Here is a 25,747-nt window from a genome sequence, read left to right on the forward strand (position 1 = left end):
GCTTTCAGTGCCTCCAGCCGCGTCAGCCGCTGCCCGGTCTTCACCGGTAAAAATCCGGCGAACATGAAGGCATCGGAGGGCAGGCCGGATGCGGTCAACGCCGCGAGCGGCGCCGATGGGCCGGGGATAGGCACGACGCGAATGCCGTGGTCGAGCGCCTCGCCGACCAGCCGGTAGCCGGGATCGGACACCAGCGGCGTGCCGGCATCGGAGATCAGCGCCACGCTCTGTCCGGCCTGCAGCGCCGCGATCAGCTTCGGCCCGGCCTCGCCTGCATTATGCTCATGATAGGCTGTGGTGCGGCGGCGGATGCCATAACGGTCGAGCAGCACGCGCGACACCCGTGTGTCTTCGCAAGCGACGATGTCGGCGGCGGCCAGCGTCTCCAGCGCGCGCAGCGTGATGTCGGCGAGATTGCCGATCGGCGTCGCCACCAGATAGAGCGCCGGCTCCAGCGGCCGGGCCGCGATCTCGGTCTGCCCGACCACATAGCTGCGCTTGCCCGTCTCTGCGGTCACTGACGACTTCTCCATTCAGCCCTGTTTGGCACGGCTGACGCGGGCTTGCAAAAGCTGATGCCGATGTAGGGAATTCGCCTTTCCTTTGCCACAGTGGGGAACCAAACCGGCGTTGGCAGATTAGCCCCCTGATTCCGGAGGAGGACAGGATGGACAGCCTCAAGATACAAGACGCTTTCGAACCCTACTATGCCGGCCGCAACCGCGTTGCCACCCCCAGGGACAAGCGCCCGTCTGCCAAGACCGAGCACAGCCTGACCGAAGAGCGCGTCGCCAGCACCTTGCCGACGAACGTCAGCCTTTCCGACAACAAACCCGACAGCACGACGGAGCACTGACCGGACGATGCCCAATCGCTTCGATATCTTCATCACCCGTCTTGAAACGAAGAACGCACGCCATGGCGCGCAACTACCCTCGATAGGCGACCAGCACAGCACCCGCCGCGATAAGGGCGACGCCAAGCCAGTTCGCTCCGGACAACCGCTCGCCGAGAAAGGCCGCGCCAAACACCGCCACAAGCACGACGCTTAGCTTGTCGATCGGCGCCACCTGCGCCGCATTGCCGATCTTCAGGGCGCGAAAATAGCAGAGCCATGAAGCGCCGGTCGCCAGACCGGACAGGGCGAGGAAAGCCCAGGTCTTTCCCGAGATCGTAGCCGGCGACTGGAATTGGCCGCTGGCGAGCAGGATGGCACCGAGCACGATCAGGATGATGATCGTGCGGATGAAGGTGGCGAAATCGGAATTGATGTTCTCGATGCCGACCTGGCGAAGATCGCCGTCAGGGCAGCGAATGCAGCCGAGAGCAGTGCCCAGAATTGCCAGGAGGATACGGTCAGGTTCATGCGGGTGGCCTTCGCGGATGGCGTCTTAACCGAGATACCGCGAAATGCGTGCCTTCAGAAGGCCAATCAACTCCAGATCCATGAATTCATAATTGTCAGGTATGTCGAGGCAGATCACACGCGCCTTCTTCAGGCTGGCCCTGAATTTCTTCTGCAGCTTGGTGCGGTGCGCCTTTTCCATGACGAAGATGATGTCGGCCCAAGCGACCAGCTCATGCGTCAGCGGCGTGTCGGCATCGTGGTTGGTTCCGGCCGAGGCCACCTCGATATCACGGCGCGTTGAAAACACCTGTTCGGCGGTCGGGCTGCGCAAGCGGTTCTGGCTGCAGACGAAAAGGACGTTCTTCAAGGGTTAGCGCGCCAGATCGGCGACCACCGCGTCGAGCACGATCATGCCGGCGGCCGTGGCGCGCAGGCGCGCATTGCCGATCGGCGCCACCAGCCCTTCGCCCTGCAGCATCGACAGCCGCGCGCTCGACAGGCCGCGCCCGGAGAACGCCTCGTAGCGGGAGAGATCGATGCCTTCGGCCAGCCGCAGGCCCATCAGCAGGAATTCGTCGGCCTCTTCCGAGCGCGTCAGGATCTCGCCGCCGGTGACGCCATGGCCCTTGGCCTCGACCAGATTGGCCCAGGTTTCCGGCATCCGCTCGGCGATTGTCACCGTGCGGCGGCCGTTCTCGACGAAGCGGCCATGCGCGCCCGGCCCGACGCCGACATATTCGCCATAGCGCCAATAGGTCAGGTTGTGCCGGCTCTCGGCGCCCGGCCTGGCGTGGTTGGAAATCTCGTAGGCCGGCAGGCCGTGCGCCGTGGTGATCTCCTGCGTCAGCGCATAGAGGTCGGCGGCATGGTCGTTGTCGGGGATGACGAATTTCTTTGCCGCATGCAGCGCGTGGAAGGGCGTGCCTTCCTCGATGGTCAGCTGGTAGAGCGACAGATGGTCGGCGGCATGGCCGATCGCCTGTTCCAGCTCCGATGCCCAAGCCTCCGGCGTCTGGCCGGGGCGGGCGTAGATCAGGTCGAAGGACAGCCTTGGGAATATTTCCCGCGCGAAGCCGATGGCGTGCAGGGCCTGTTCGACATTGTGCAAACGGCCGAGGAAGCGCAAATCCTTGTTGTTCAGCGCCTGCACGCCGAGCGACACGCGATTGACGCCGGCTGCCCGGTAGCCGCGAAAGCGCTCGGCCTCGACCGAGGACGGATTGGCCTCCAGCGTCACCTCGATGCCGGCAGGCACCGTCCAGTTCTTCGCCACGGCGTCCAGAACCCTGGCCACGGTTTCCGGCTTCATCAGCGAGGGCGTGCCGCCGCCTAGAAAAACGCTGGTCACCTCGCGCGGCCCGGTGCGCTCGCGCATCGTCGCCAGTTCGGCCTCGAAGGCGGCGGCAAAGCGCTCCTGGTCGACCGGCTGGTGGCGAACATGGCTGTTGAAGTCGCAATAGGGGCATTTGGCCGCGCAGAACGGCCAGTGGACATAGACGCCGAAGCCGGGCGCCCGGTCGAGCAGCATGCTCATGCCGAGCCCAATCGAGCTTGGGCGAATTTCTGGAAGGCGCGGGCGCGGTGCGACAGCGCCGTGGCCTGGCCGGGCTTCCAGCCATGCTTTTCCTCGGCGCTCATTTCGCCGAAGGTTTTTTCGAAGCCATCGGGCAGGAACACAGGATCGTAGCCGAAGCCGAGCTCGCCGCGCGGTGGCCAGACCAGCGTGCCCTCGGCCTCGCCGCGATAATATTCCGCCTCGCCGTCGGGAAACGCCAGGCAGATGACGGCGACAAAGCGTCCCTTGCGCTGCTCCGGCAAGGCGGCGCCGACCTCCTGCAGCGCCACTTCGGTGCGTTGCATGGCCATGCCGAAGTCACGCGAACCGTCCGGGGTTTCGGCCCAGTTGGCGGTGTAGACGCCGGGCGCGCCGTCAAGCGCGTCGACGCACAGGCCGGAATCGTCCGACAGCGCCGGCAGGCCGGTCGCCTTGGCGGCGGCGAGCGCCTTGATGTAGGCGTTCTCCTCGAAGGTGGTGCCGGTCTCGTCCGGCTCCGGCAGGCCATACTCCCTGGCCGACTTCGCTTCGAAGCCGAACGGTCCCATCAGGTCGGCGAATTCGCGCAGCTTGCCCTCATTATGGCTGGCGACGACGATCTTCTTGCCATCGAGAGAATGCATCAAAGGCCCCAGATTCTTGGCTCGGCAAATTCGATCGAATTGCCCGAGGGGTCGCGTATATAGATCGAACGGCCGCCCTGCGGCCACTCGAATTCGCTCTCGATGGCGATCTTCTTTGCCTCCAGATGGGTTTTCCAGCCGGCGATTTCATCGGCGGTCGCCGTAAAGCAGAGATGACCTTGGCCGACCGCGCCGTGCGGTGGCACCGGCAGCCTCGCGTCAGGCGCCGGCGGGATTTTGGTTGCCTCGGCGTTGAAGACGAGCAGCACGCCGGGGCCGCAGCGGAAGAAGAGGTGGCGGCCGTCGACCTTGCCGAGGAGATTGAGGCCGAGGATGTCGGTGTAGAAGGTTTCGGCGGCGGGCAGGTCTGTGACGTAGAGGGCCGATTCCAGGATCGCGGAGGGTGTCACGAGGCGCCCCCCTCTGGCCTGCCGGCCATCTCCCCCTCAGGTGGGGAGATTGGCAGCTTCTGCATTGTCGCGCACCCTACAACGCCGGAGATTGGCGAAGCCCTAGACGACATCCGATCTCCCCACTTGAGGGGGAGATGGCCGGCAGGCCAGAGGGGGGCGCTCAGGCTCGACATCTAAAAACTAAGCCACCGCCATCTGCTGCAAACTCACCAGGCGCTGGATGCCTTTCTTGGCCAGGCCCATCAAGTCCGCGAACTGCTCCTCGGAGAAAGGCTCGCCCTCGGCGGTGCCCTGGATCTCGACGATGCCACCCTTGCCGGTCATGACGAAATTGGCGTCGGTGCCGGCTGCGGAATCCTCGATATAGTCGAGGTCGATGACCGGCTGGCCGTCATGGATGCCGCAGGAGATCGCCGCGACATGGTCCTTCAGCACCTTGGCGACGCTGGCCATCTGGCGGGCTTCCATCCAGCGCAGGCAGTCATACAGCGCCACCCAGCCGCCGGTGATCGAGGCGGTGCGGGTGCCGCCATCGGCCTGGATGACGTCGCAGTCGACGGTGATCTGCTGTTCGCCCAGCGCCTGCAAATCGACCACGGCGCGCAAGGAGCGGCCGATCAGCCGCTGGATTTCCAGCGTGCGGCCGCCCTGCTTGCCGGCCGAAGCCTCACGGCGCATGCGCTCGCCGGTCGAGCGCGGCAGCATGCCGTATTCCGCCGTCACCCAGCCCTTGCCGGAGTTGCGCATCCAACCCGGCACTTTTTCCTCGAGGCTGGCCGTGCACAGGACATGCGTGTCGCCGAACTTCACCAGGCATGAGCCTTCGGCATGCTTGGAGACGCCACGCTCGAAGGAGATGGCACGCATTTCGTCGAATTGGCGTTTGGAAGGGCGCATTCAGGGCTGCTTTCTTGTCATTTTTCGGAATCTTGGCCGGCTTGTAACCGCATGGGACGCGTGGCGCAAAGGAAAATGGGCTGACGATCGGACACAGACACCGGGTTGCGCGGGTGCGGTGTAAGTCTATATCCTTGGGCCGGAGGTTTTTGGCCGTATGACCAAGGCAGTCGATCCGAGTTCGCAGTCGCCCGCGCTTCAGTCGCCAGTATTCCAGGCGCTCGACATGCGTTCCCGCGACATCTTCCGGCGCATCGTCGATTCCTATCTCAGGGACGGTGAACCGGTGGGATCGCGCAGCCTGTCGCGTATCCTGCCGTCCTCGCTGTCGCCGGCGACCATCCGCAACGTGATGAGCGACCTCGAGCATCTCGGCCTGATCTACGCGCCGCACATTTCGGCCGGCCGGCTGCCAACGCAGGCCGGCCTGCGTTTCTTCGTCGATGCCTTCATGGAGCTTGGCGACCTTTCCGACGAGGAGCGCCGCGCCATCGAGGCACAGGTGCGGGCGTCCGGCTCCGGTGCGACGCTGGAGCACATGCTGACCGAGGCCAGCCAGATGCTGTCGGGCATGTCGCGCGGCGCCGGCCTGGTGCTGGCCGCCAAGAACGAGGTGGCGCTGAAGCACATCGAATTCATCCAGCTTGAGCCGACGAAGGCGCTGGCGGTGCTGGTGTCGCAGAATGGCGACGTCGAAAACCGCGTCGTCGACCTGCCCGCCGGCATCACCGTCTCGCAACTGCACGAGGCCTCGAATTTCCTCAACGCCCATATACGCGGTCGCACGCTTGCCGAGGCGCGGATCGAGATCGCTCGCATCAAGGAAGAAACCAGGGCCGCGCTCGACACGCTGTCGCAGGACCTGGTGGAGAAGGGGCTGGCGGTGTGGGCCGGCGCCGACAGCGGCCTGCCGGCACGGCTCATCGTGCGCGGGCGTGCCAATCTGCTTGAAAACGTTACCGCCCAGGCCGACATCGAGCTGCTGCGCCATCTGTTCGAGGACATGGAGACGCAGGACGGGCTTATCCAGCTGCTTGACCTCGCCGAGCAGGGCTCGGGTGTGCGCATCTTCATCGGCTCGGAAAACAAGCTGTTTTCGCTGTCGGGCTCGTCGCTGGTCGTCGCCCCCTATCGCGACAAGGATGCCCGCGTCGTCGGCGCGCTCGGCGTCATCGGCCCGACCCGGCTGAATTACGCGCGCATCGTCCCAATGGTCGACTATACGGCGCAGCTGATTTCACGCATGCTGCGCTGAGCTGATCCAACCGAGGAGACGACGATGGCGCTCGAAGAATTCAAGGCCCGGATCAGCCTGCTGCTGGAGGAGATGGTCAACCAGCCGGAAGACCAGCACGAGATCCAGGAGCAGCTGCGCGAAAAGCTACGGGAAATGCGCGCCATGGGCCTGCCGCTGCCGGCCGACCTCGTCGAGTTGGAAAAACGCCTCGACGACGATTTCTACGCCGCCGGGACCTGAACCGGAAAACCGCAAGCTTCCTTCACCTCATCGTGTGCCGTGGAACGATCGACGAAACCGGTCGTTCCTGTTTTCACGCCCGAACACTGGAGGACCGAATGATGCGTTTTGCCGGCCCCGCACTTTCCGCCGCACTGTTTCTCTCGACCGCTTCATTCGCCCAGCAGGCGGACGAACCGGTGCTGAAAGGCGCGGCTGCCTTCGGCGACTGGCGAGCGGACAAGCCGGGCACCCGCCGCCTGATCAGACCGGATGATCTGCCCAAGCCCAATGCCACCCGGTCGACCTCGAACAGCGCCGGCATCGCGGACATGCCGGCAGACGCGAAGCTGCAACTGCCGCCGGGTTTCTCGGCCGAGCTGGTTGCATCGGGCATCGACAATCCACGCGTCGTACGCGTCGCACCGAATGGCGACCTGTTCGTCGCCGACAGCAAAGCCAACCAGGTCCGCATCTATCGCCTCGCCGAAGGCAGTGCGAAGCCGGCGCAGGACGGCATCTTTGCCGGCAATCTCAACCGGCCCTATGGCATTGCCTTCTATCCGCCGGGCGCTGACCCGCAATGGGTCTATGTCGCCAACAGCGACAGCATCGTGCGCTTTGCCTACCGCAATGGCGACCTGAAGGCCTCCGGCGACCCGGAAACCATCGTCGGCAACACCCCCGCCAGTCATCACTGGACCCGCGATATCGCCTTCTCGCCGGACGGCAAGACGCTTTACCTTTCGGTCGGCTCGGGATCGAATGTCGCCGAGGACATGGGCCGGGAGCCGAAAGGCGGACTCGATGCCTGGGCGAAATCGCAGCCGCTGGGTGCAGCCTGGGGTTCTGAAGACGGCCGCGCCGACGTGCTGGCCTTCGATCCCGATGGCAAGAACGGCCGCATCTTTGCCGCCGGCCTGCGCAACTGCTCGGGTATGACTGTGCAGCCGGCGACCGGCGCGCTGTGGTGCGTCGTCAACGAACGCGATGCGCTTGGCGACAATGTGCCGCCCGAATACGCGACCGTGGTCAAGGAGGGTGCCTTCTATGGCTGGCCCTGGTACTATATCGGCAACAATGAGGATCCGCGCCACAAGGGTGAGCGCCCCGATCTTGCCGGCAAAACGACCGTTCCCGATGTGCTGATGCAGGCGCATTCGGCGCCGCTCACCATCGCCTTTTACGAGGGGAAGAGCTTTCCAGCTGAATACAAGGGCGATGCGTTCGTCGCTCTGCATGGTTCATGGAACCGCGGCAACAGGACCGGCTACAAGGTGGTGCGGTTGCTGTTCAAGGACGGCAAGCCGACCGGCGCGTATGAGGATTTCATCACCGGCTTCGTTGTTTCCAACGGTGAGGTCTGGGGCCGGCCGGTCGGCGTGGCGATTGCGAGCGACGGTGCGCTGATCGTCAGCGAGGACGGCAACGGCACCATCTGGCGTGTCACCCATGGCGACGGTCCGTCCTGATCTGCTCAGGTAACGCAGGCCCCCTCACCCGGATTGCCAACCGAATTGCGAAGAGCAATTCGGGACAATCCGACCTCTCCCCGAGGGGAGAGGAGTCAGCAGACGCTGGCGCCCGTCTCTTCTCCCCTCGGGGAGAAGGTGGCCGCGAAGCGGCCGGATGAGGGGGCTTCGTAAGGCGAGCCCTCGATATCTGGTGCAATAGAATCCGGCCCCAGGAAATTCAATCTTGGCCTGTCCCATGCAATAAAACGCTCTGATCCGAGACCAGTGCCATGACCCTTACCGGATTCCTCGCCTATAGTGCGGCCCTCGGCATCGCCGCCGCGATTCCTGGTCCCGGCATCACCGCGCTGGTCGCCCGTGCGCTCGGCTCAGGCTTCCGATCGTCGCTGGCGATGTCGTTTGGCCTGATGGTTGGCGACATCACCTATCTGACCGCCGTGGTGCTTGGCCTCGCCTTCGTCGCACAATCCTTCGGCATGGTTTTCCTGGCCATCAAATGGCTCGGCGTCGCCTATCTCGCCTTTCTCGGCTGGCGCTTCTGGAACAGCGGCATCACGCCCGAGACCGTCGAGGCCGGAAAAGGCAAGGGCGGCTTGCTGTCGAGCTTTGCCGCCGGCCTGACCGTTACCCTCGGCAATCCGAAGACGATGATCTTCTATCTCGCGATCACGCCGACCATCGTCGACCTGAAAACCATCACGCTGGCGGATTACGGCATCCTCGTCGCGCTGACCGTTGTCGTGCTGTTGGTGGTGCTGGTGCCGTATCTGGCGCTGGCGGCCAAGGCGCGCTGGTTTCTGAAATCGCCCCGCGCGCTCAAGGCGCTGAACCGCACGGCGGCCGGCTTCATGGTCGGTGCTGCTGCAGCGATTGCCGCTCGGCAATAGAGAGCTTTCGGCCAAAGCATTTCGCAAACAGGCCTTTGCGAGAAATGCTTTTCCGGGACGGCACGGTTTTAGAGACAGGTCCCACTCGGATATTTTCAGCCGACAGTCTATCTTGCGCGACCGAAGGCCCTATCTTGCCGGCTGCAATTCCACTGCCTGAAATCCTTACTCGCCTGAAGTTCTGGGAGCGAAACAAATGAACAAGTCCGCCACATCAGCCCGCGTGCCCGGCCGCGGCCGCGTCTACAATTCCATCACCGATACGATCGGCGACACGCCCCTGGTGCGGCTCGACAAGTTCGCCAGGGAAAAGGGCATCGTCGCCAATCTCATCGCCAAGCTCGAATTCTTCAATCCGATCGCCTCGGTCAAGGACCGCATTGGCGTGGCGATGATCGAGGCGCTTGAGGCATCAGGCAAGATTTCTCCCGGCAAGACAACGCTGATCGAACCGACGTCGGGCAACACCGGCATCGCGCTTGCCTTCGCCGCCGCGGCCAAGGGCTACAAGCTGATCCTGACGATGCCCGAAACAATGTCGGTCGAGCGCCGGAAAATGCTGGCGCTGCTCGGCGCCGAGCTGGTGCTGACCGAGGGTCCGAAAGGCATGAAAGGCGCCATCGCCAAGGCCGACGAACTGGCAGCGACGATCCCCAATGCGATCATCCCGCAGCAGTTCGAGAACCCGGCCAATCCGGAAATCCACCGCACGACGACGGCCGAGGAAATCTGGAACGATACGCATGGCGAGGTCGATATCTTCGTCGCCGGCATCGGCACCGGCGGCACCATCACCGGCGTCGGCCAGGTGCTGAAGAAGCGCAAGCCCTCCGTGCATGTCGTCGCTGTCGAGCCCGACTCCTCGCCGGTTCTGTCGGGCGGCCAGCCCGGCCCGCACAAGATCCAGGGCATCGGCGCCGGTTTTGCGCCCAAGATCCTCGACACGACGATCTATGACGAGATCGTCAAGGTGTCGAACGAGGATTCGGTGGCCAATGCCCGCCTCGTCGCCCGCCTCGAAGGCGTGCCGGTCGGCATCTCTTCGGGCGCCGCCCTGCAGGCGGCCATCGTCGTCGGCTCGCGGCCGGAGAACAAGGGCAAAAATCTTGTGGTGGTCATCCCGTCCTTCGCCGAGCGCTATCTGTCGACAATCCTGTTCGAGGGGCTGGGATCGTAGTCCGACGCTCCTTCGCGTCCAAGCTGGCCCGCTGAAAACACGCGCGTGGCCGCCATCGGCGGCTTGAGCGCGGCACCGCTTCCGGTTCATATCGCCCCGGCCTGCTTTGCGCGGCCGGGGGAGAATTTCATGTACAAGCTTTATACCCGTCCTGGCAGCGGCGGCTTCGTCGTCGAGGCAGCGCTGGCGTTGGCGAATGCACAGTTCGAGCAGATCGACGTGCCGAAGACCGACCGGCCCGACCCCGCCTTCCTCGACATCAGTCCGTTGAACCAGGTGCCGGTGCTGACCTTGCCGGACGGAAGCTCGATGACGGAATCGGCGGCGATCTGCATCCTGCTTGCCGAGCGTCATCCCGATGCCAATTTGGCGCCGGCAGCAGACGCGCCTGCCCGCGCCGATTTCCTGCGCTGGATGGCCTTCATGTCGTCGGTGCTCTATCCGGCGGTGCTGCGTTTCTACTACGCATACCGCTACACTGCCGATCCCGAAGGCACCAAGGCGGTCAAGCAGGCAGCCGTGGCCGAGATGGACCGTGGCTTTGCCGTTCTGGATGCCGCGCTCGAAGGCCGTGACTGGCTGGTCGGCGACCGGATGTCGCTGGCCGACATCTATCTGGTCATGCTGGTGGCCTGGCATCCCGACATCGACAGCGCGTGGACGGCATGGCCGAACATTGAACGCCTGTGGGCGCGGCTGCGCGACCATCCGCTGATGAAGACGCTCAACACCTCGCACGAGATGTGGCCGGGCTGAAGCTCAATTTCTGAGCACTGCCCGCTTTTCCTGCAGGAAGCGGCGCACCGCCGGGTCGCGCTCGAGGCCGATCGCCCGGTCATAGGCTTCGCAGGCTTGCGGTACCTGACCAAGCCTGGCCAGGAGACCGGCGCGTGCGGCCCAATAGGGCTGATAGTCATCAAGCCGTTTGTCGTCGCCCAGCACGTAGAGGGCCGCCAATCCCGCCACTGCGCCCTCGGCCTCGGCGATCGCCACCGCGCGGTTTATCGCCACCACCGGCGATCCTGCGATCGAAAGCAACGCATCGTAGAGCTCGCGGATCGCCGCCCAGTCGGTGCGGCCGGTCAGCCGTCGTGCCGCATGCGCGGACTGCACGGCCGCCTCAAGCTGGTAGCGGCCGATGATGCCCTTGGCCGCGGCGTTGGAAAGCAGCGCCTCCGCCTCATCGATCAGGGCGCGGTCCCATAGAAGGCAATCCTGTTCCGCCAGCGGCACGAAGTCGCCGGCGGCGCTGCGCCGTGCGGCGCGGCGCGACTCAGCAAACAGCATCAGCGACAGGAGGCCCAGCGCCTCCGGCTCCTCCGGCAACAGCGAAGCCACCAGCCGGCCGAGCCAAATGCCTTCGGTCGCCAGATTGCGCCCTCGCGTCTCGGTGCCCGCCGGGTCGGACCAGCCTTCGGCGAAGGCGGCGTAGATCGCTTCCAGCACCGCATCCAGCCGTTCGCCGAGTTCGGCCTGCTCCGGCACGCGGAACGGAATACCGGTTTCACGGATGCGGGACTTGGCTCGCACCAGGCGCTGGCCCATCGTTGCCGGCGAGACCAGGAAGGCGGAAGCGATCGTCGCGGCGTCGAACCCCAGCACCGTCTGCAGGATGAGCGGCGAACGCACGCTCGATTCGATCGCCGGATGGGCGCAGGCGAACATCAGCCGCAGCCGCTCGTCGGGCAGGTCTTCGTCGGTCATGCGCGCCTCCGCTTCCTCGGCAATCAGCTTGAGATGCTCGCGGCCGGCCTCGCTGGTCAGCCGGCGCCGCACCGCATCGACGCGGCGCCGCCTTGCCACCGCCAGCAGCCAGGCTTCCGGTTTCTTGGGTACGCCGGTTCTTGGCCAGCGTTCGAGGGCGGCGGCAAAGGCATCGGCCAGCGCGTCCTCGGCTGCGGCCACGTCGCGCGTGCGGGCCGCGAGCCAGGCGACAAGCTTGCCGTAGCTTTGCCGGGCGGCGGTTTCCGCTGCCGCCCGCGCGATCTCCAGGCCACTTTCCATCACATGGTCTGTTCCCAGATCGGCCGCAGCTCGACCGTGCCGGCGCTGGCCGCGGGGCAGCGCGCCGCCCAGGCGATAGCGGCATCGGCATCCTCGGCCTCGATCATGTAGAAGCCCGCAAGCTGCTCCTTGGTGTCGGCATAGGGGCCATCGAGCACGTTGGTCTTGCCATTGACCATCCGCACCGAAGTGGCGGCCTGGGTCGGCTTCAGCCGGTCGCCGGCCAGCCAGGCGCCGGATTTCTTCAACGCATCGGTATACGCGCCATAGGCAGCGCTGATCTCGTAGGTCTTATCGGTCGGCGCGGCCGCCATCGCGGCTTCATTGACGTAGATCAAAAGCATGTATCGCATGGTCTTCTCCCGTTGTTTCGAAGGCTGCTTCGTTTGCGAGCCGGACGTATGTCGCGCGGCCCTGGCCGATTTCGACAGGCATTGGAAAAATCTTTCGGCTCCGAAGACATTTCACGCAAGCGGCCATCTGTGCATCCGCACTCAACCATTCGTCTAACGCATGGGATTGCGGGTTGGCATTTCCATCTCGCTGTCTAAACTCGCTTCTGTTCGCGTCAGGGAGGTGATGCGGCTGCTATTTCAGGGAGGAAATCAGATGTTCCATTTCAGGACGAAACTTGTTGCGGCCGGCGCCGTGGCGCTGTCGCTTGGCCTAGGCGCTGTTTCCGCCAAGGCGCAGGAATTCATCAATGTGCTCACCGGCGGCACATCTGGCGTCTATTATCCGCTCGGCGTGGCACTGTCGGAAATCTACGGCAAGGGCATCGAAGGCGCCCGCACCCAGGTGCAGGCAACAAAGGCTTCGGTCGAAAACCTCAATCTGTTGCAGCAGGGCAAGGGCGAGATCGCGTTTGCGCTGGGCGATTCCGTCAAGCTGGCCGCCGAAGGCAATGCCGAGGCCGGTTTCCCCGGCAAGCTCGATAAGTTGCGCGGCATCGCAGCCATCTATCCCAACTACATCCAGATCGTCGCCAGCCGGGAGTCCGGCATCAAGACGCTGGCCGACCTCAAGGGCAAGAGCCTGTCGGTCGGCGCGCCGGCCTCCGGCACCGAGCTCAATGCCCGCGCCATCTTCGCCGCCGCCGGGTTGAAGTATGAGGATCTCGGCCGGGTCGAGTATCTGCCCTTCGCCGAATCGGTCGAGCTGATCAAGAACCGGCAGCTCGACGCCACGCTGCAATCGGCCGGGCTCGGCGTCGCCTCGATCCGCGACCTCGCCACCTCCGTGCCGATCAATGTCGTGGCGGTGCCGGCCGAGGACGTCGCCAAGATCGGCGCGCCCTATCTGTCGGTGGTCATTCCCAAGGGCACTTATGAAGGCCAGAGCGAGGATGTCGCCACCGCCGCCGTCGGCAATTTCCTCATCACCCGCGCCGATGTCTCCGACGAGACCGCCTACCAGATGACCAAGCTGATGTTCGACCATCTCGACCAACTGGCTGCGGCACATGCCGCCGCCAAGGCGATCGACCCGGCCAAGGCGCTCGACGGCATGCCGGTGCCGCTGCACCCCGGTGCCGAGCGGTACTACAAGGAGAAGGGCTTGTTGAAGTAGGGCGGGTCCGTCGGATGACCGAAGCAACGTCTGGAACGTCAACCGACGGCAAATCCGCCACCTTCCATCTGCCTGCCGTCGAAGAACAGGTCGAAGGGCTGCCGCCGGGCTTCGGCGACGGCCTTGCGGGCAAGGCCGCCTTTCTCATCGCCGTCGCCTTTTCCGTGTTCCAGATCTATGTCGCCGCCTATGGCAGCATTCCGAGCCAAGTGGTGCGGGCCATGCATGTCGGCTTCCTGCTGCTGCTCGGCTTTGGCCTGATCGCCAATCTACGCGCCAAGAGCATGCCGGCGAAAGCCGCGTTCTGGACGCTCGGGGCGCTCGGCTTCGGCACCGGCCTCTACAATTGGGTGTTCTACACCGATCTGATCCGCCGCTCCGGCTTCCTGACCACGCCGGACCTCATCTTCGGCGCGGTGCTGGTGGTGCTGGTCTTCGAGGCAGCGCGGCGGCTGATGGGGCTGCCGCTGGCGGTCATCGCTTTCATCTTTCTCGCCTACTGCTTTTTCGGCAACCATTTGCCGCCGCCGCTCATCCATCGCGGCTATGATTTCGCCCAGCTCGTCGACACCTTCGCCTACGGCACCGAAGGCATCTACGGCACGCCGATCTATGTCTCGGCCGCCTACATCTTCATCTTCGTCGTCTTTGCCGCCTTTCTAGAACGCGCCGGCATGATCGCGCTGTTCAACGATTTCGCGCTTGGCCTGGTCGGCTCGTGGCGCGGCGGCCCGGCGCAGGTCTGCGTCCTGTCCTCGGCGCTGATGGGCACCATTTCCGGCTCGGGCGTCGCCAATGTGGTGGCCAGCGGCCAGTTCACCATCCCGCTGATGAAGCGCTTCGGCTTCCGCTCGGCTTTTGCCGGCGCCGTCGAGGCGACCTCCTCGATGGGCGGCCAGATCATGCCGCCGGTAATGGGTGCGGTCGCCTTCATCATGGCCGAGACGCTGAACGTGCCTTATGCCGAAGTGGTCAAGGCGGCGATCATCCCGGCGCTGCTCTATTTCGGCGCCTGCTTCTGGCAGGTGCATCTGGAAGCCGGCAAGGCGGGCCTGCACGGCATGGCCAAGGCCGAGCTGCCCAATCCGTGGGACGCGGTGCGGCAACACTGGCCGCTGGTGCTGCCGCTGGCCGCGCTCATCTACCTGCTGTTTGCCGGCTATACGCCGATCTTCGCCGGCACGATGGGCCTGGCGCTGACCATCGTGCTCATCCTCGGCACGCCGTTGGCGGCAGCGATCGGGCCGCTGGCCTTCCGCATCGTCTTCTGGATCGCGCTCGGGCTTGCCGCCGCTTCGTTCATGAAGTTCGGCGTCAACCTCCTCGGCCTGGTGATCGCCGCACTGGTCGTCGCCTGCTTCACGTTCAAGGGCGGCCGCGAGACGTTGCAAATCTGTGTCGACTCGCTCGCCGAAGGCGCCAAGAACGCGCTGCCGGTCGGCATTGCCTGCGCCATTGTCGGCATCGTCATCGGCACGCTGACGCTGACCGGCATCGCTTCGACCTTCATCGGCTGGATCATCTCGATCGGCGAGGACAATTTGTTCCTGTCGCTGGTGCTGACCATGGTCACCTGCCTGGTGCTGGGCATGGGCATTCCCACCATTCCCAACTACATCATCACCTCGTCGCTGGCCGGGCCGGCGCTGCTCGAGCTTGGCGTGCCGCTGCTGGTCAGCCACATGTTCGTGTTCTATTTCGGCATCATGGCCGATTTGACGCCCCCGGTGGCGCTGGCGGCGTTCGCCGCCGCACCGATGGCCAGGGAAAGCGGCCTGAAAATCGGCATCCAGGCGACCAAGCTGGCCATTGCCGGCTTCGTCGTGCCGTTCATGGCGGTCTACACGCCGGCGCTGATGCTGCAGGACGCAGGTCCGATCGCCGCCCAGTTCGGCTATCCCGTCGAGGTCGGCTACATCGTCGCCAAGGCGTGCATGGGCATCGTGCTGTGGGGTGCCGCCGCCGTCGGTTTTCTGGTCACCCGCATGGCGTGGTGGGAGCGGCTCGTCGCCTTCGCGGCCGGCGTGCTGCTGGTCGCCGCGGTGCCGCTCACCGACGAGGCCGGCTGGGTGCTGGCGCTGGCCTGGATCGGCTGGCACTGTTTTCGCGCGCGGCAGGCTTCAGTCAGAACATGAGCCTATGCCTCCTGGCCGCGGGCAAGACGGTAACGCTCTCCGTCGCCGCCTTCACGCTGTCCTGGACGCATTCGGTGGAACGGACGCGCTGGCAAGAAGACTGGAAGGTCACGTCCTCCGGCCTGCAGGTGGTCGAAGCCCGGATCGAGGGCTCGGGCGCCGGCATGGAGCCACCGGAAGGCGCTGTGCTGAAGGAGGGTTGGTGGAGCTATGCGCCTGATGTCGGCCCGCAGCGGCGCGTCGTGCTCGCCGCTTCAGGTGCAACCAGCGACGGCTGGACACTGTGCACGGTTCAGGGCTGCCGGGAATTGGGGAGGACGGCAGGCGGACCGATCGTGCTCGAGCCGTGCCGGCCGGATGGCACGAGCCAGCCGCGGTAGCGCATAGCCACCCTCAGCCAAGGAACCGCTCGCGCAGCTCCGGAGAAGGAATGTCGCAAGCGTCCTTCCTGCCGAACAGGGCGTAGCGGTTCCTGGCGATGCGATCATAGAGCCAACCACGCAGCGGGCGCGGCAACAGCAACAGTGCTTTGGCCGCCCGCCAAGGCCAGCCGAGTTCCGCCATGACGGCGACAAAACTGTCCAGCCGCGTGAAGGCGACGCCGTCGATCAGGACGAGATTGGTTTCGTAAGAGTCGGTGCGCAGTCCATGCTTCCGGAACAGCGCTTCACCGAAGGGCGACTGCGCGGTGGCGAAGCGGAAACGGCCTTGGCGGTCGAGCCTGACCACCATGCGCACGAAACCGGAGCAGAGCACGCAGACGCCATCGAAAACGATCAATGGATGGCGTGAGTCGAGAACTGTTTCGAAGGGACGAGTTGACTGGGGTCGAACTGGTTGAGGATGGTCCGTCACGCTGGCCTCGGCTGCTCGTGTCCTATGACACTAAGCCGGCCAGCGATGGTATCAAAGCCGTGGCGATGTCGCACGGCGCCTGTCGGCGAGAGCGGGACGCTCGGCGCGATAGGTGGTGGCGCGGGTAGAGGCGGCCGGCCTGCAGATCCGGCTGTTGTGGCGATTTTCGAAAGCCATGATCAGTGCGCGCCCAGCGAGTTGCCGCGACGGGCGCAGGCCGGGCCGGGGCCGCGCATGTAATAGCGTTCGGGCCGGTAGGTCGGCGCGACGAATTCGCGGATGGCGGCGGCATAGCCGATGAGGTGCGCGAGGAAGTTCATTACCTTGTCCCTGTCCCGATTTTCGGATGTCCCTTCCGAATTGCGGTCATCATAGCGTCGAGGCGTGAATAGTCGGTGAACGTGATGTTAATATCTGGTCGAAAATGCCTTGCTTCGTGGCTGGAATGCGGCTGATTCGGGGTCTTTCCGTGCAGTTGGTTGGCATTCCGGCCAATGTGACTTTTGCATCACATATGTTTCGTTTGAATGTCGCCTGCGCGCGGTTCTGTTTCAACTTTTGCCGAGCCCGCGAAATTTCCGTGCTGGCGGCCAGAACCAACCAGGCGGCCCCTTGGCATCCAGATCGGCGCGGGAGCGCGGAACTGGAGCGCGATCTGTCCGTTCTCACCTTCATCTGGTTCTGAAGGGAAGATATCATGGCGCCGCGTCCGGCCTGGAGAGGCTATCTGAAGCTTTCGCTGGTCACCTGTGCCGTCGAACTGACCAATGTCGTCACCCATACGGAGCGGGTCTCGTTTCGCATTCTCAACCGCAAGACCGGCAACACGGTGAAGCGCCTCTATGTCGATGCCGAAACCGGCAAGCCGTTGGAGGAGGAGGACGAGATCAAGGGTTATGAACTCGACGATGGCAATTTCATCCATATCGAGGAAGACGAGATCGAGGCGGTGCAGATCGAATCCTCGCACACGATGGCGCTCGACGGCTTCGTCGACAAAGCTTCGATCCAGCAGATCTATCTCGACACGCCCTACTATGTGGCGCCGGCCGACAAGGTGTCGGAAGAGGCGTTCGCCGTCATTCGCGATGCGATGGCGGGCAAGAAGATGGCCGGGCTGGCGCGTATCGTGCTCTACCGACGCGAACGGCCGGTGGTGATCGAACCGCTCGGCAAGGGCATGGTGCTGACGACGCTGCGCTACGACAACACGGTGCGGCAACCGGACACCGTCTTCGGCGACATCGAGCCCGTGAAGACCGATCAGGAGATGACCGATCTGGCCGAGTTGATCATCGACAAGAAGAAGACGAAGTTCGATCCCTCGAAATTCGACGACAAATACGAGGACGCGCTGCTGGAGCTGATCCGCGCCAAGAAGGCCGGCCACAAGGCGCCGAAGGCTAAGGCCGCGCCCAAACCTTCCAATGTCGTCAATCTGTTCGACGCGCTGAAGAAGAGCCTGTCGGACTCCGGGTCATCGAAAACATCTTCGTCGGCGAAGGCCAGGCCAGCGGCCAAACGCGCCAAGTCGAAAGCCAGCGCGCCCAAACGCAAATCGGCGTGAGGAACCCCAACGAATGGCCAGCCTCGAACAATATCATTCCAAGCGCGATTTCAAGAAAACCGCCGAACCGGCCGGCAAGGTCGCCCGGACCAAGCAGGGCGGCGCGGGCGGCATCTTCGTCATCCACAAGCATGCCGCGACGCGGTTGCATTACGACTTGCGGCTCGAGCATGACGGCGTGCTGTGGAGCTGGGCGGTGACGCGCGGCCCGAGCCTCGACCCGCATGAGAAGCGACTGGCTGTCCATGTCGAGGATCACCCGATCGACTATGCGCCGTTCGAAGGCACCATTCCCAAGGGCGAATATGGCGGCGGTTCGGTTATCGTTTGGGACGAGGGCACCTGGATTCCCGAGATCGACCCGGCCAAGGCGATGAAAAAGGGCCATATCAGCTTCGAGCTCAGGGGACACAAGCTGCATGGGGCATGGCATCTGGTGCGGCTGAAGCCGCGTGCGGGTGAAAAGCGCGACAACTGGCTGCTGATCAAGTCGGACGATGCCGCAGCGCGTCCCGGCGAGGACATCCTCAAGGAAGCGCCTGAATCGGTGAAATCGGGCCTGACCATCGAGGAGGTCGGCGAGGGCAAGACCGCGAAGGGCGAGAAGCCGAAAGTCTGGCATTCCAACAAGCCGGCCGCCGTCAAGACAAAAGCCGGCAAACGCCTCGACTTTATCGAGCCGCAGCTGGCCACGCTCGAGCGCGATGCGCCGCCGGGCAAGGACTGGCTGCATGAGGTGAAGTTCGACGGCTATCGCATGCAGGCGCAGATCGCCGGCACCGATGTGCGGCTGCTGACCCGCACCGGCCTCGACTGGACGAAGAAATTCGGCGGCGAGATCGTCGCGGAGTTGGCCGGGCTGAAGTGCAGCGACGCCATCCTCGATGGCGAGGTGGTGGTGTTGGCCGACAGTGGTGTTTCGTCCTTCGCGCTGCTGCAGCAAGACCTGTCGGCGAAGCGGACCAATCGCTTCATCTATTACGTGTTCGACCTGATGCGCCTCGATGGAAGGGATTTGCGGCGCGAGCCGCTGGTCGAGCGCAAGCAGGCCTTGCAGGAACTGCTCGGCGAACAGCCCGACAATGCGGCGGTCCGCTTCAGCGACCATTTCGCCGAACCCGGCAAGATCATGCTGGAGCATGCCTGCCGGATGGGCCTGGAAGGCGTCGTCTCCAAGCGTGCCGATGCACCGTATCGCAGCGGCCGCGGCCCAACCTGGGTGAAGTCGAAATGCACGGCGCGGCAGGAGTTCGTCATTGGCGGCTACCTGCCGTCGGACAAGACCGGGCGCGGCCTGCGCTCGATCCTGGTCGGCTTCCACGAGGGCGGCAAGCTGCATTATGCCGGCCGCGTCGGCACTGGTTTTTCGGGCAAGGGCGCCAATGAGCTGAAGGCAAAACTCGATGCGTTGACGGCAAAATCATCGCCCTTCTCCACCGCCGTGCCGAAGGGCAAGGGCCTGGTCTGGGTCAAGCCTGAACTTGTCGGCGAAGTGGAGTTTCGCAGCTGGACCTCGGACCGTATAATACGCCACGCCTCGTTCCAGGGGTTGCGCGAGGACAAGCCGGCGGAGGAAGTCGTGCAGGAAAAGCCCAAAGCGGCGACAGGCAAGCCATCGACAGGCAAGAGCACGGCCAAGCCGGCATCAGGCGGCAAAGCCGCCGGGTCGATCACGACCACGGTCAAACTCTCGCATCCCGACAAGCTGCTGTGGCCGGACGAAAACATATCCAAGCAGGGCCTGCTCGATCATTACGCACAGGTTTGGCCGCGCATGGAACAGTTCGTGGTCAACCGGCCGCTCAGCCTGGTGCGGGCGCCGGACGGTGTCGGCGGCCAGCGTTTCTTCCAGAAACATGCCTCGGCTGGCATGAGCGATAAGATCGCGCGCATGAAGGACCCGACCGACGGCGAGGAGATCCTGTTCATCCGGGATTTCGATGGTGTTGCCGCACTGGTCCAGTATGGCGTGGTCGAGATCCACATCTGGGGGTGCACGATCGATGAGATCGAAAAGCCCGACCAGATCATCTTCGATCTCGACCCGGATGAAGGCGTCGACGTGAAGGCGGTGCGCGAGGCGGCGCTCGATATCAGAGGCAAGCTCGACGAGCTGTCGCTGCCGAATTTCGTCAAGACCTCGGGCGGCAAGGGCTATCACGTGCTGGTGCCGCTGAAGCCGTCTGCCGAATGGGACGCGGTGAAGGGCTTCGCCCATGACTTTGCCCGCGCGTTGGAGCAGGGTGCCCCCGATCGCTACACGGCGACGCTGTCGAAAAAAGCGCGCACGGGAAAGATCTTCGTCGACTATCTGCGCAACGGCAAGGGCTCGACGACGGTCGCGCCCTATTCCTCGCGCGCCAAGAAGGGCGCCACCGTGTCGATGCCGGTGACCTGGCCAGAGATCGAGGCCGGCTTGCCGCCGAACGCTTTCCCGATCGGCGACAAGACGACGCTGAAGCAGCTGGCGAAAGCCGATCCGTGGAGGGAATTTTTCAAGCAGGGGAAGGCGTTGAAGCGGGGGTAGTTCGCGCAATTTCCCAGCGCAGCGATCCTTCGCGCGCCCTCTGGCCTGCCAGCGTGACGAAATCAGCGTCGGCTCCTCAGCTCAGAAACACCTTCTCGAAAGCCTGCTTGCCCGGCAGCGAGAAAATCACCGCGCGGCTGTCCTTCTCGCGGCGCGCCCATTTCTCGGCAAGGATCTTGTCGAGGATGGCGGCGCCCAGCGTGCCGGCGAGGTGCGAACGGCGCACGCTCCAGTCGAGGCAGGCGCGGCATACCGGCCGGCGCGGCTTGGTGTAGACGTCGATGCCGATCGCGGCGAAGTGCGAAGCCGCCGATGGCCCGAGCCTGATCTCTTGTTCGTCGCGGACCAGTACGTTCTTGGCGACGAGCCGGTCGAGCATCGCCACTGCCTGCTCGCCGGCGAGGTGATCGTAGCAGACGCGCGCCACGCGCATCGCTGCATCGCGCGGACCCGGCCGCACACGCTTTGGACCGACGGCTTCCGCGACGCCTGTGATGGCTTCGATCATGCCCGCCACCTGCGGTCCGGCGAGGCCGTAATAGCGATGCCGGCCCTGGCTCGCCACCGTGAGCAGCCCACCTTCCATCAGTTTGCCCAGGTGCGAGCTGGCGGTCGGCAGCGAGACGCCGGCCTCGAGCGCCAGCTCGCTTGCCGTCAGCGCCGTGCCGCCCATCAGGGCATTTAGCATGTTTGCGCGTGCCGGGTCGCCGACCAGGCTGGCGATGCGGGCGATGTCGGGTCCTTCGCGCATAGTTCGTTCCTCATCGAAGCGTTCTTGTCAGATAATCACTATTCTCCGGTGAGATCAAGGAGACGACGATGGCCGCACGAACCGCTCTCCCCTCAGCCCCGCTCCACAGCCGTCGGTTCTTCCCGTTCGTCAGCTGGTTGCGTTCGCGGCTGCTGGCCCGCTGGTATGACCGCCATCTGCAGCGTCTCGACCTTGCCGAGATCGACGACCATCAGCTGCGCGACCTTGGCCTGACGCGGCAAGACGTGCGCCGCGAATGCGCGAAGTCCTTCTGGCAGCCCTAGCAGACCAGTCGGCACGACGTTTCGATGCCGTTCAAACTATTGACGCAGCCCCGAGGAGACCACAATGACCATCACCTGCTTCATCCGCTACGAGATCGACCCGTTCGGCAAGGCGGCCTTCGAGGAGTATGCGCGCAACTGGGGCCAGGCCATTCCGCGCTGCGGCGCCGATCTGATCGGCTATTACGCGCCGCATGAGGGCTCGGCGACGACCGCCTATGCGGCCTATAACATCGAAAGCCTGGCCGCCTACGAAGCCTATCGCGCCCGGCTTGCCGCCGATCCCGCCGGCAAGGCAAACTACGAGTTCGCCAAACGCGAGAGATTCATCCTGAAGGAGGATCGCATGTTCCTGAAACGGGCCTCAGGCCCGCACGCGAAACTGGTGCTGCCGTGATTGCCGTCATCTTCGAGGTCGAGCCGGCGGAGGGTCGGCGCGATGCCTATCTGAGCATCGCCGCGGACCTGCGTCCGCTGCTCGACGGCATTGACGGCTTTCTCTCTATCGAGCGTTTTCAGAGTCTGGCCGATCCGAACCGCATCCTGTCGCTGTCGTTCTGGCGAGATGAGGAAGCCGTGAAGGACTGGCGCAACACCGAGGAACACCGGCAGGCGCAGAAGGCCGGTCGCGGCGGCATCTTTGCCGGCTACCGATTGCGCATCGCCCATGTCGTGAGGGACTATGGGCTGACGGAAAGGGACGAGGCGCCGGCCGACAGTCGGGCGGTGAATGGGTGAGTGAGGCGGCTACTCACGCATTCCCGATCAGCACGCCGGCCGCGAACACCAGGGCGCCGCCCAGCACCACCTGGAAGGCGGCGCGCAGGAAGGGCGTCTGCATGTAGCGGTTCTGGACAAAAGCGATCGCCCACAATTCGAAGAACACCACCACCGCGGCAACCCCGGTCGCCGTCCAGAAATGCGGAATGAGATAGGGGAGTGCATGCCCGAGACCGCCCAGCGTCGTCATGATGCCGACGGTCAGACCGCGCTTGAGCGGCGAGCCGCGGCCCGACAGCTTGCCGTCGTCTGAAGCGACTTCGGTGAAGCCCATCGAAATGCCGGCGCCGATCGAGGCGGCAAGCCCGACCAGCAGCGTCTGCCAGGTGTCATGCGTGGCAAAGGCGGCAGCAAAGATCGGCGCCAGTGTGGACACCGATCCGTCCATCAGCCCGGCCAGCCCTGGTTGCACATAGGTGAGGATGAACTGGCGCTGCTCGGCGGCGGTCTCTTCGTCCTTCACTTCGCCCGGCACATGTTTCTGCTCCAGCCGCTGCGCCAGTGTCTCATGGCCCAGTTCGGCCACCGCCAGATCGTCGAGCAGTTTTCGCGTCGAGGCATCCGCCGTGCGCTTGGCAGCCTCGACATAGAAAAGGTAGGCTTGCCGCTCCATCGCCTCGGCCTGGCTGCGCACGTGCTCGATGCCGAGCGGCCGGACCAGCCAGTCGGGCTTGCGCTCGTAATAGCCCTTCACATGTTCGCGCCGGATCAGCGGAATGCGCTCGCCGAAACGCTTGCGGAAAAGCTCGATCAGCGAATCGCGATGGCCATCCTCTTCCTCGGCCATCTCCTCGAACACTTTTGCCGATTGGGGGAAGTTTTCCGTCAGGCCGTCGGCATAAGCCCGATAGATGCGACCGTCATCCTCCTCGGACGAAATGGCCAGCGCCAGGATCTCCTGTTCGGAAAGCGATTCGAAGGGGCGGCGGCCGAAGCCGAAAACACGGGAAAGCATGAGGAATTCACCCTAGTTTAGAATAGTTCTAAACTAGGGCTCAAGGTGCCTCCGGTCAATTGCGCGCTTGGGTCGCGGTCAAGAATTGTTGAAGCTCGCATGCCGGGCCGACCCCTTCATTATCAGTGAATGTTCACCTATATAATTCAACCCAGCCAGAACAAGGAACCCGCAGATGACGGCAAAACAGCCTCCGCATCCCTATGACCCAAAGCCCGTTCTCGATCTCATCGCCAGCATCGAGGCCGATCTGCAGCGCCTGAAAGGCCTGGTCGAGCAGCAGGTCGAGAAATTCGACCCCGCCAATCCGCACAACAAGGCGCCGGACGGCAAACTGACCGAGGAAGGCGTCGAGTGCTGCTACCGCATGTTCGACGAGGGCAAGTCGCGCTATTCGGTCGCCCAGCAGATGAAGATATCCTTTGCCGCCGCCAGCCACCGCTTCAACAACTGGCGCAAGCTGGGCGGGAGCAAGAGGCAGAGGACGCTGTTGGGGTGAAACTCGTGAGACGGCGGCGGGACGGCGCCCCCCTCTGTCCTGCCGGACATCTCCCCCACGAGGGGGAGATTGTCAGCTTCATTAGGTGTGCCCCTTCTTCAACGTTGGAAATTGGCGAAAGCGGATACTCAGCCGATCTCCCCACCCGTGGGGAGATGTCCGGCAGGCCAGAGGGGGGCGTGCAGCCGAGGCGTTGGCGACCGCCTCGCTAAACCTTGTAACGGTCACATTTTTCCCATGGTGCGCCGCCTCCCTTTGCGGGCATCATGGAAAGACCCCTGTCCACTGGACCTCACATGACCGCCACCACCCCTCCCGGCATCGCCGACATCCACGCCGCCGCCGCGCGTCTCGCCGGCCTGATCGTCGAAACCCCGTTGATCGAATCGCAGGAGCTGAACAAGCGCTTCGGCGGCCGCATCCTGTTCAAGCCGGAGACGCTGCAGCGTACCGGCTCGTTCAAGTTCCGTGGTGCCTACAACAAGCTGTCGTCGCTGAGCGACGAAGAACGCAGCCAGGGCGTCGTCGCCTTCTCGTCGGGCAATCATGCGCAGGGTGTCGCCGCTTCGGCCGCGATGTTCGGCGTCAAGGCGGTCATCGCCATGCCTTCAGACGCGCCGGCGATGAAGATCGCTAACGTCCGCAAGATGGGGGCGGAGGTGGTGCCGTTCGACCGCTTTCGCGACGACCGCATGAGCGTGGTTCGCCCTTACGTGGAAAGAGGCATGGTGCTGGTGCCACCCTTCGACGACCCGGCCATCATTGCGGGCCAAGGCACGATCGGCCTCGAATTGATGCGCCAGGCAAAAGCGCTTGGCGTCGACCTCGACGCGGTCGTCATTCCCTGCGGCGGCGGCGGCCTGACCAGCGGCATTTCGGTTGCCGTCAAGGACGCCTCGCCCAACACTGCGGTCTGGGCGGTGGAGCCCGAGCATTTCGACGACACCCGCCGGTCGCTGGCCGCCGGCGCCAGGGTGTCGAACGAACCCGGCCACGCGTCGATCTGCGACGCGATCCTGACCGCGGAGCCCGGCCTGATCACCTTCGAGATCAACCGCAGGAACCTGGCAGGCGGCATCGCCGTCTCCGACAAGGCGACGGCACAGGCGATGCGCGACGCCATGGCCTATCTCAAGCTGGTGGTCGAGCCCGGCGGCTGCGTGGCGTTGGCGGCGCTGTCGTCGGGCGAGATCGAACTGTCCGGCAAATGCGTTGCCGTGGTGCTGTCCGGCGGCAATGTCGATTTCGGCACTTATGCCGGGATCATGGCGGCGGCTTGAGACGAGATGTCCAAGGGGTCCGACATGGATCTGAGGCAGGTTTCGCCTTGGATCACTCCTCGCCCGCCTCCAAATCGTCGGCGGGCTGAACATGGTCATCTACCGCCCGCTCACGCGTTCTGAGCTGCCCGACGATACAGCATCCCTTGCCCGCACTCTCATCGGCAAGATCGTGGTGCGCGAACTGCCCGAAGGCATCGCCAGCGGCCGCATCGTCGAGACCGAGGCCTATGTGACCGGTGACGCCGCCGGGCACGGCTATCGGGGGATGACCCCGCGCAACCGTTCGCTGTTTCTCGACGCTGGGCACGCCTATGTCTATCTCGCCTACGGCATCTCCTACATGCTCAACGTCTCGAGCGAGATGGCAGGGGTCGGAACCGGCGTGCTCATCAGGGCGCTCGAACCGCTCGAAGGCATTGCGCTCATGCGGCTCAATCGCGGCATCGACCGCTTGCGCGACCTTGCGCGAGGACCGGGAAGGCTGGCCCAGGCGTTGCGGATCGATCGTTCGCTCGACGGGCTCGATCTCTGCCGCAAAGGCCCGCTATGGCTGGCAACCGACGAGCATCAAGCCGGCGACATCGCCCAAGGCATCCGGATCGGCATTACAAAGGATGCCGATCGCCCGCTGCGGTTTTACGTCAAGGGGAGCGCCTTCGTCAGCGGCCCGAAATCGCTCAACGGTTAGTGGCAGTTATAAACCATGG

Annotated in this window: 31 protein-coding genes and 1 pseudogene; 19 read left to right on the forward strand and 13 right to left on the reverse strand. The window is 64.2% G+C overall.

Going from position 1 to position 25,747, the window contains the following annotated elements:
- Nucleotides 1–533, reverse strand: a 533-nt coding sequence (gene rsmI / locus EN932_RS02425) for a 16S rRNA (cytidine(1402)-2'-O)-methyltransferase (RefSeq protein WP_128368707.1), incomplete at its 3' end; no start/stop codon positions are given.
- 134 nt (nt 534–667) lie between these two features.
- Here rsmI and EN932_RS02430 point away from each other — a divergent pair.
- Nucleotides 668–856 carry a hypothetical protein gene (locus tag EN932_RS02430; RefSeq protein WP_013528626.1) on the forward strand — a complete coding sequence of 63 codons (189 nt, stop codon included), beginning with the start codon at nt 668–670 and terminating at the stop codon, nt 854–856.
- Between the two features lie 73 nt (nt 857–929).
- Here EN932_RS02430 and EN932_RS02435 read toward each other — a convergent pair.
- The 6 genes and pseudogenes from EN932_RS02435 to rph all read right to left on the reverse strand — a co-directional run bounded on the left by EN932_RS02435 (nt 930) and on the right by rph (nt 4,836).
- Nucleotides 930–1,366 (reverse strand): annotated as a pseudogene (locus EN932_RS02435) (EamA family transporter).
- Between the two features lie 25 nt (nt 1,367–1,391).
- Nucleotides 1,392–1,715: a low molecular weight protein tyrosine phosphatase family protein gene (locus EN932_RS02440; protein ID WP_127369519.1), complete on the reverse strand. Its 324-nt coding sequence runs from the start codon at nt 1,713–1,715 to the stop codon at nt 1,392–1,394.
- 3 nt (nt 1,716–1,718) lie between these two features.
- Nucleotides 1,719–2,882 carry a radical SAM family heme chaperone HemW gene (hemW, locus tag EN932_RS02445; protein ID WP_127369520.1) on the reverse strand — a complete coding sequence of 388 codons (1,164 nt, stop codon included), beginning with the start codon at nt 2,880–2,882 and terminating at the stop codon, nt 1,719–1,721.
- Nucleotides 2,879–3,526, reverse strand: coding sequence for an RdgB/HAM1 family non-canonical purine NTP pyrophosphatase (gene rdgB / locus EN932_RS02450; protein WP_024502184.1), 648 nt, complete (start codon nt 3,524–3,526; stop codon nt 2,879–2,881). Before rdgB ends, hemW begins: the two co-directional genes overlap by 4 nt.
- Nucleotides 3,526–3,936, reverse strand: coding sequence for a VOC family protein (locus tag EN932_RS02455; RefSeq protein WP_127369521.1), 411 nt, complete (start codon nt 3,934–3,936; stop codon nt 3,526–3,528). The genes rdgB and EN932_RS02455 overlap by 1 nt, the downstream gene beginning before the upstream one ends.
- Nucleotides 3,937–4,119: 183 nt before the next feature.
- Nucleotides 4,120–4,836 carry a ribonuclease PH gene (gene rph / locus EN932_RS02465; RefSeq protein WP_013528632.1) on the reverse strand — a complete coding sequence of 239 codons (717 nt, stop codon included), beginning with the start codon at nt 4,834–4,836 and terminating at the stop codon, nt 4,120–4,122.
- Nucleotides 4,837–4,993: 157 nt separating this feature from the next.
- Here rph and hrcA point away from each other — a divergent pair, with 157 nt between their 5' ends.
- The 6 genes from hrcA to EN932_RS02495 all read left to right on the forward strand — a co-directional run bounded on the left by hrcA (nt 4,994) and on the right by EN932_RS02495 (nt 10,587).
- The gene (gene hrcA, locus EN932_RS02470) at nt 4,994–6,091 is read left to right on the forward strand and encodes a heat-inducible transcriptional repressor HrcA (RefSeq protein WP_027161211.1); all 1,098 of its coding nucleotides are present in this window, start codon (nt 4,994–4,996) and stop codon (nt 6,089–6,091) included.
- A gap of 24 nt (nt 6,092–6,115) precedes the next feature.
- Nucleotides 6,116–6,313 (forward strand): hypothetical protein, encoded by a 198-nt coding sequence (locus EN932_RS02475; protein ID WP_013528634.1) that lies wholly within the window; start codon nt 6,116–6,118, stop codon nt 6,311–6,313.
- Between the two features lie 98 nt (nt 6,314–6,411).
- The gene (locus EN932_RS02480; protein ID WP_128368708.1) at nt 6,412–7,764 is read left to right on the forward strand and encodes a sorbosone dehydrogenase family protein; all 1,353 of its coding nucleotides are present in this window, start codon (nt 6,412–6,414) and stop codon (nt 7,762–7,764) included.
- Nucleotides 7,765–8,036: 272 nt separating this feature from the next.
- A complete protein-coding gene (locus tag EN932_RS02485) occupies nt 8,037–8,654 on the forward strand; it encodes a LysE family translocator (RefSeq protein ID WP_013528636.1) in 618 nt (205 codons plus the stop codon).
- A 196-nt stretch (nt 8,655–8,850) separates the two neighbouring features.
- Entirely contained in the window at nt 8,851–9,831 is a 981-nt protein-coding gene (gene cysK, locus EN932_RS02490) for a cysteine synthase A (protein ID WP_013528637.1), read from the forward strand.
- Between the two features lie 129 nt (nt 9,832–9,960).
- A complete protein-coding gene (locus EN932_RS02495; RefSeq protein WP_127368650.1) occupies nt 9,961–10,587 on the forward strand; it encodes a glutathione S-transferase family protein in 627 nt (208 codons plus the stop codon).
- A gap of 3 nt (nt 10,588–10,590) precedes the next feature.
- Here EN932_RS02495 and EN932_RS02500 read toward each other — a convergent pair whose 3' ends face one another.
- A complete protein-coding gene (locus EN932_RS02500; protein ID WP_127365457.1) occupies nt 10,591–11,835 on the reverse strand; it encodes an RNA polymerase sigma factor in 1,245 nt (414 codons plus the stop codon).
- Nucleotides 11,835–12,188 carry a YciI family protein gene (locus tag EN932_RS02505; RefSeq protein WP_013528640.1) on the reverse strand — a complete coding sequence of 118 codons (354 nt, stop codon included), beginning with the start codon at nt 12,186–12,188 and terminating at the stop codon, nt 11,835–11,837. Before EN932_RS02505 ends, EN932_RS02500 begins: the two co-directional genes overlap by 1 nt.
- Nucleotides 12,189–12,444: 256 nt before the next feature.
- On the opposite strand from EN932_RS02505, the gene EN932_RS02510 reads away from it, so the two are divergent.
- From EN932_RS02510 to EN932_RS02520, 3 genes are read left to right on the forward strand one after another with little or no spacing between them, the layout of a single operon-like run.
- The gene (locus EN932_RS02510) at nt 12,445–13,404 is read left to right on the forward strand and encodes a TAXI family TRAP transporter solute-binding subunit (protein ID WP_024502189.1); all 960 of its coding nucleotides are present in this window, start codon (nt 12,445–12,447) and stop codon (nt 13,402–13,404) included.
- Between the two features lie 14 nt (nt 13,405–13,418).
- Nucleotides 13,419–15,539 carry a TRAP transporter permease gene (locus EN932_RS02515; RefSeq protein WP_127368649.1) on the forward strand — a complete coding sequence of 707 codons (2,121 nt, stop codon included), beginning with the start codon at nt 13,419–13,421 and terminating at the stop codon, nt 15,537–15,539.
- Entirely contained in the window at nt 15,536–15,919 is a 384-nt protein-coding gene (locus EN932_RS02520; protein WP_063173466.1) for a DUF1850 domain-containing protein, read from the forward strand. Before EN932_RS02515 ends, EN932_RS02520 begins: the two co-directional genes overlap by 4 nt.
- 13 nt (nt 15,920–15,932) lie before the next feature.
- On the opposite strand, the gene EN932_RS02525 is transcribed toward EN932_RS02520, so the two are convergent.
- The gene (locus EN932_RS02525) at nt 15,933–16,319 is read right to left on the reverse strand and encodes a DCC1-like thiol-disulfide oxidoreductase family protein (protein WP_275953346.1); all 387 of its coding nucleotides are present in this window, start codon (nt 16,317–16,319) and stop codon (nt 15,933–15,935) included.
- Nucleotides 16,320–16,573: 254 nt separating this feature from the next.
- Complete coding sequence (locus tag EN932_RS02530) at nt 16,574–16,714, reverse strand: hypothetical protein (RefSeq protein WP_013528645.1); 141 nt, start codon at nt 16,712–16,714, stop codon at nt 16,574–16,576.
- A 149-nt stretch (nt 16,715–16,863) separates the two neighbouring features.
- Between EN932_RS02530 and EN932_RS02535 the strand changes: the two genes are divergently transcribed.
- Genes EN932_RS02535 through ligD form a run of 3 tightly spaced genes read left to right on the forward strand, consistent with a single transcriptional unit; the run spans nt 16,864 to nt 20,488 of the window.
- Complete coding sequence (locus tag EN932_RS02535; protein WP_127218916.1) at nt 16,864–17,079, forward strand: hypothetical protein; 216 nt, start codon at nt 16,864–16,866, stop codon at nt 17,077–17,079.
- A gap of 12 nt (nt 17,080–17,091) precedes the next feature.
- Nucleotides 17,092–17,961 carry a Ku protein gene (locus tag EN932_RS02540; protein WP_013528646.1) on the forward strand — a complete coding sequence of 290 codons (870 nt, stop codon included), beginning with the start codon at nt 17,092–17,094 and terminating at the stop codon, nt 17,959–17,961.
- A 13-nt stretch (nt 17,962–17,974) separates the two neighbouring features.
- Nucleotides 17,975–20,488, forward strand: coding sequence for a DNA ligase D (gene ligD / locus EN932_RS02545; protein WP_127368648.1), 2,514 nt, complete (start codon nt 17,975–17,977; stop codon nt 20,486–20,488).
- A gap of 76 nt (nt 20,489–20,564) precedes the next feature.
- On the opposite strand, the gene EN932_RS02550 is transcribed toward ligD, so the two are convergent.
- Nucleotides 20,565–21,239 carry a winged helix-turn-helix domain-containing protein gene (locus tag EN932_RS02550; protein ID WP_013528648.1) on the reverse strand — a complete coding sequence of 225 codons (675 nt, stop codon included), beginning with the start codon at nt 21,237–21,239 and terminating at the stop codon, nt 20,565–20,567.
- Between the two features lie 68 nt (nt 21,240–21,307).
- Here EN932_RS02550 and EN932_RS02555 point away from each other — a divergent pair, with 68 nt between their 5' ends.
- The 3 genes from EN932_RS02555 to EN932_RS02565 all read left to right on the forward strand — a co-directional run bounded on the left by EN932_RS02555 (nt 21,308) and on the right by EN932_RS02565 (nt 22,261).
- Nucleotides 21,308–21,523, forward strand: coding sequence for a DUF1127 domain-containing protein (locus tag EN932_RS02555; protein WP_127369862.1), 216 nt, complete (start codon nt 21,308–21,310; stop codon nt 21,521–21,523).
- A gap of 64 nt (nt 21,524–21,587) precedes the next feature.
- Nucleotides 21,588–21,920, forward strand: a complete 333-nt coding sequence (locus EN932_RS02560) for an NIPSNAP family protein (protein ID WP_127369863.1) — start codon at nt 21,588–21,590, stop codon at nt 21,918–21,920.
- Entirely contained in the window at nt 21,917–22,261 is a 345-nt protein-coding gene (locus EN932_RS02565) for an antibiotic biosynthesis monooxygenase (RefSeq protein ID WP_013528651.1), read from the forward strand. The genes EN932_RS02560 and EN932_RS02565 overlap by 4 nt, the downstream gene beginning before the upstream one ends.
- A 13-nt stretch (nt 22,262–22,274) precedes the next feature.
- Here the strand turns inward: EN932_RS02565 and mbfA are convergent, their stop codons facing one another.
- Nucleotides 22,275–23,258, reverse strand: a complete 984-nt coding sequence (gene mbfA, locus EN932_RS02570) for an iron exporter MbfA (protein WP_013528652.1) — start codon at nt 23,256–23,258, stop codon at nt 22,275–22,277.
- Nucleotides 23,259–23,433: 175 nt separating this feature from the next.
- On the opposite strand from mbfA, the gene EN932_RS02575 reads away from it, so the two are divergent.
- The 3 genes from EN932_RS02575 to EN932_RS02585 all read left to right on the forward strand — a co-directional run bounded on the left by EN932_RS02575 (nt 23,434) and on the right by EN932_RS02585 (nt 25,728).
- Nucleotides 23,434–23,757 carry a hypothetical protein gene (locus tag EN932_RS02575; protein WP_024502197.1) on the forward strand — a complete coding sequence of 108 codons (324 nt, stop codon included), beginning with the start codon at nt 23,434–23,436 and terminating at the stop codon, nt 23,755–23,757.
- Between the two features lie 296 nt (nt 23,758–24,053).
- The gene (locus EN932_RS02580) at nt 24,054–25,037 is read left to right on the forward strand and encodes a threonine/serine dehydratase (protein WP_027161221.1); all 984 of its coding nucleotides are present in this window, start codon (nt 24,054–24,056) and stop codon (nt 25,035–25,037) included.
- Nucleotides 25,038–25,128: 91 nt separating this feature from the next.
- Complete coding sequence (locus tag EN932_RS02585) at nt 25,129–25,728, forward strand: DNA-3-methyladenine glycosylase (RefSeq protein WP_127365453.1); 600 nt, start codon at nt 25,129–25,131, stop codon at nt 25,726–25,728.
- The last annotated feature ends 19 nt before the right edge of the window (nt 25,729–25,747 follow it).

It is taken from the genome of Mesorhizobium sp. M7A.F.Ca.US.002.01.1.1, assembly GCF_004022955.1.
In the GTDB taxonomy this organism is placed as follows: Bacteria; Pseudomonadota; Alphaproteobacteria; order Rhizobiales; family Rhizobiaceae; genus Mesorhizobium; species Mesorhizobium ciceri.

What these genes read in the sequence shown, in the direction of transcription:
- EN932_RS02555 (WP_127369862.1), top strand. Translation starts at nt 21,308, where the DNA reads ATGGCCGCACGAACCGCTCTCCCCTCAGCCCCGCTCCACAGCCGTCGG.
- EN932_RS02430 (WP_013528626.1), top strand. Translation starts at nt 668, where the DNA reads ATGGACAGCCTCAAGATACAAGACGCTTTCGAACCCTACTATGCCGGC.
- EN932_RS02510 (WP_024502189.1), top strand. Translation starts at nt 12,445, where the DNA reads ATGTTCCATTTCAGGACGAAACTTGTTGCGGCCGGCGCCGTGGCGCTG.
- EN932_RS02505 (WP_013528640.1), bottom strand. Translation starts at nt 12,188, where the DNA reads ATGCGATACATGCTTTTGATCTACGTCAATGAAGCCGCGATGGCGGCC.
- EN932_RS02530 (WP_013528645.1), bottom strand. Translation starts at nt 16,714, where the DNA reads ATGAACTTCCTCGCGCACCTCATCGGCTATGCCGCCGCCATCCGCGAA.
- rph (WP_013528632.1), bottom strand. Translation starts at nt 4,836, where the DNA reads ATGCGCCCTTCCAAACGCCAATTCGACGAAATGCGTGCCATCTCCTTC.
- mbfA (WP_013528652.1), bottom strand. Translation starts at nt 23,258, where the DNA reads ATGCTTTCCCGTGTTTTCGGCTTCGGCCGCCGCCCCTTCGAATCGCTT.
- EN932_RS02580 (WP_027161221.1), top strand. Translation starts at nt 24,054, where the DNA reads ATGACCGCCACCACCCCTCCCGGCATCGCCGACATCCACGCCGCCGCC.
- EN932_RS02550 (WP_013528648.1), bottom strand. Translation starts at nt 21,239, where the DNA reads ATGCGCGAAGGACCCGACATCGCCCGCATCGCCAGCCTGGTCGGCGAC.
- EN932_RS02515 (WP_127368649.1), top strand. Translation starts at nt 13,419, where the DNA reads ATGACCGAAGCAACGTCTGGAACGTCAACCGACGGCAAATCCGCCACC.
- rdgB (WP_024502184.1), bottom strand. Translation starts at nt 3,526, where the DNA reads ATGCATTCTCTCGATGGCAAGAAGATCGTCGTCGCCAGCCATAATGAG.
- EN932_RS02480 (WP_128368708.1), top strand. Translation starts at nt 6,412, where the DNA reads ATGATGCGTTTTGCCGGCCCCGCACTTTCCGCCGCACTGTTTCTCTCG.
- EN932_RS02520 (WP_063173466.1), top strand. Translation starts at nt 15,536, where the DNA reads ATGAGCCTATGCCTCCTGGCCGCGGGCAAGACGGTAACGCTCTCCGTC.
- EN932_RS02495 (WP_127368650.1), top strand. Translation starts at nt 9,961, where the DNA reads ATGTACAAGCTTTATACCCGTCCTGGCAGCGGCGGCTTCGTCGTCGAG.
- EN932_RS02585 (WP_127365453.1), top strand. Translation starts at nt 25,129, where the DNA reads ATGGTCATCTACCGCCCGCTCACGCGTTCTGAGCTGCCCGACGATACA.
- ligD (WP_127368648.1), top strand. Translation starts at nt 17,975, where the DNA reads ATGGCCAGCCTCGAACAATATCATTCCAAGCGCGATTTCAAGAAAACC.
- hemW (WP_127369520.1), bottom strand. Translation starts at nt 2,882, where the DNA reads ATGAGCATGCTGCTCGACCGGGCGCCCGGCTTCGGCGTCTATGTCCAC.
- hrcA (WP_027161211.1), top strand. Translation starts at nt 4,994, where the DNA reads ATGACCAAGGCAGTCGATCCGAGTTCGCAGTCGCCCGCGCTTCAGTCG.
- EN932_RS02560 (WP_127369863.1), top strand. Translation starts at nt 21,588, where the DNA reads ATGACCATCACCTGCTTCATCCGCTACGAGATCGACCCGTTCGGCAAG.
- cysK (WP_013528637.1), top strand. Translation starts at nt 8,851, where the DNA reads ATGAACAAGTCCGCCACATCAGCCCGCGTGCCCGGCCGCGGCCGCGTC.
- EN932_RS02540 (WP_013528646.1), top strand. Translation starts at nt 17,092, where the DNA reads ATGGCGCCGCGTCCGGCCTGGAGAGGCTATCTGAAGCTTTCGCTGGTC.
- EN932_RS02475 (WP_013528634.1), top strand. Translation starts at nt 6,116, where the DNA reads ATGGCGCTCGAAGAATTCAAGGCCCGGATCAGCCTGCTGCTGGAGGAG.
- EN932_RS02485 (WP_013528636.1), top strand. Translation starts at nt 8,037, where the DNA reads ATGACCCTTACCGGATTCCTCGCCTATAGTGCGGCCCTCGGCATCGCC.
- EN932_RS02575 (WP_024502197.1), top strand. Translation starts at nt 23,434, where the DNA reads ATGACGGCAAAACAGCCTCCGCATCCCTATGACCCAAAGCCCGTTCTC.
- EN932_RS02500 (WP_127365457.1), bottom strand. Translation starts at nt 11,835, where the DNA reads ATGGAAAGTGGCCTGGAGATCGCGCGGGCGGCAGCGGAAACCGCCGCC.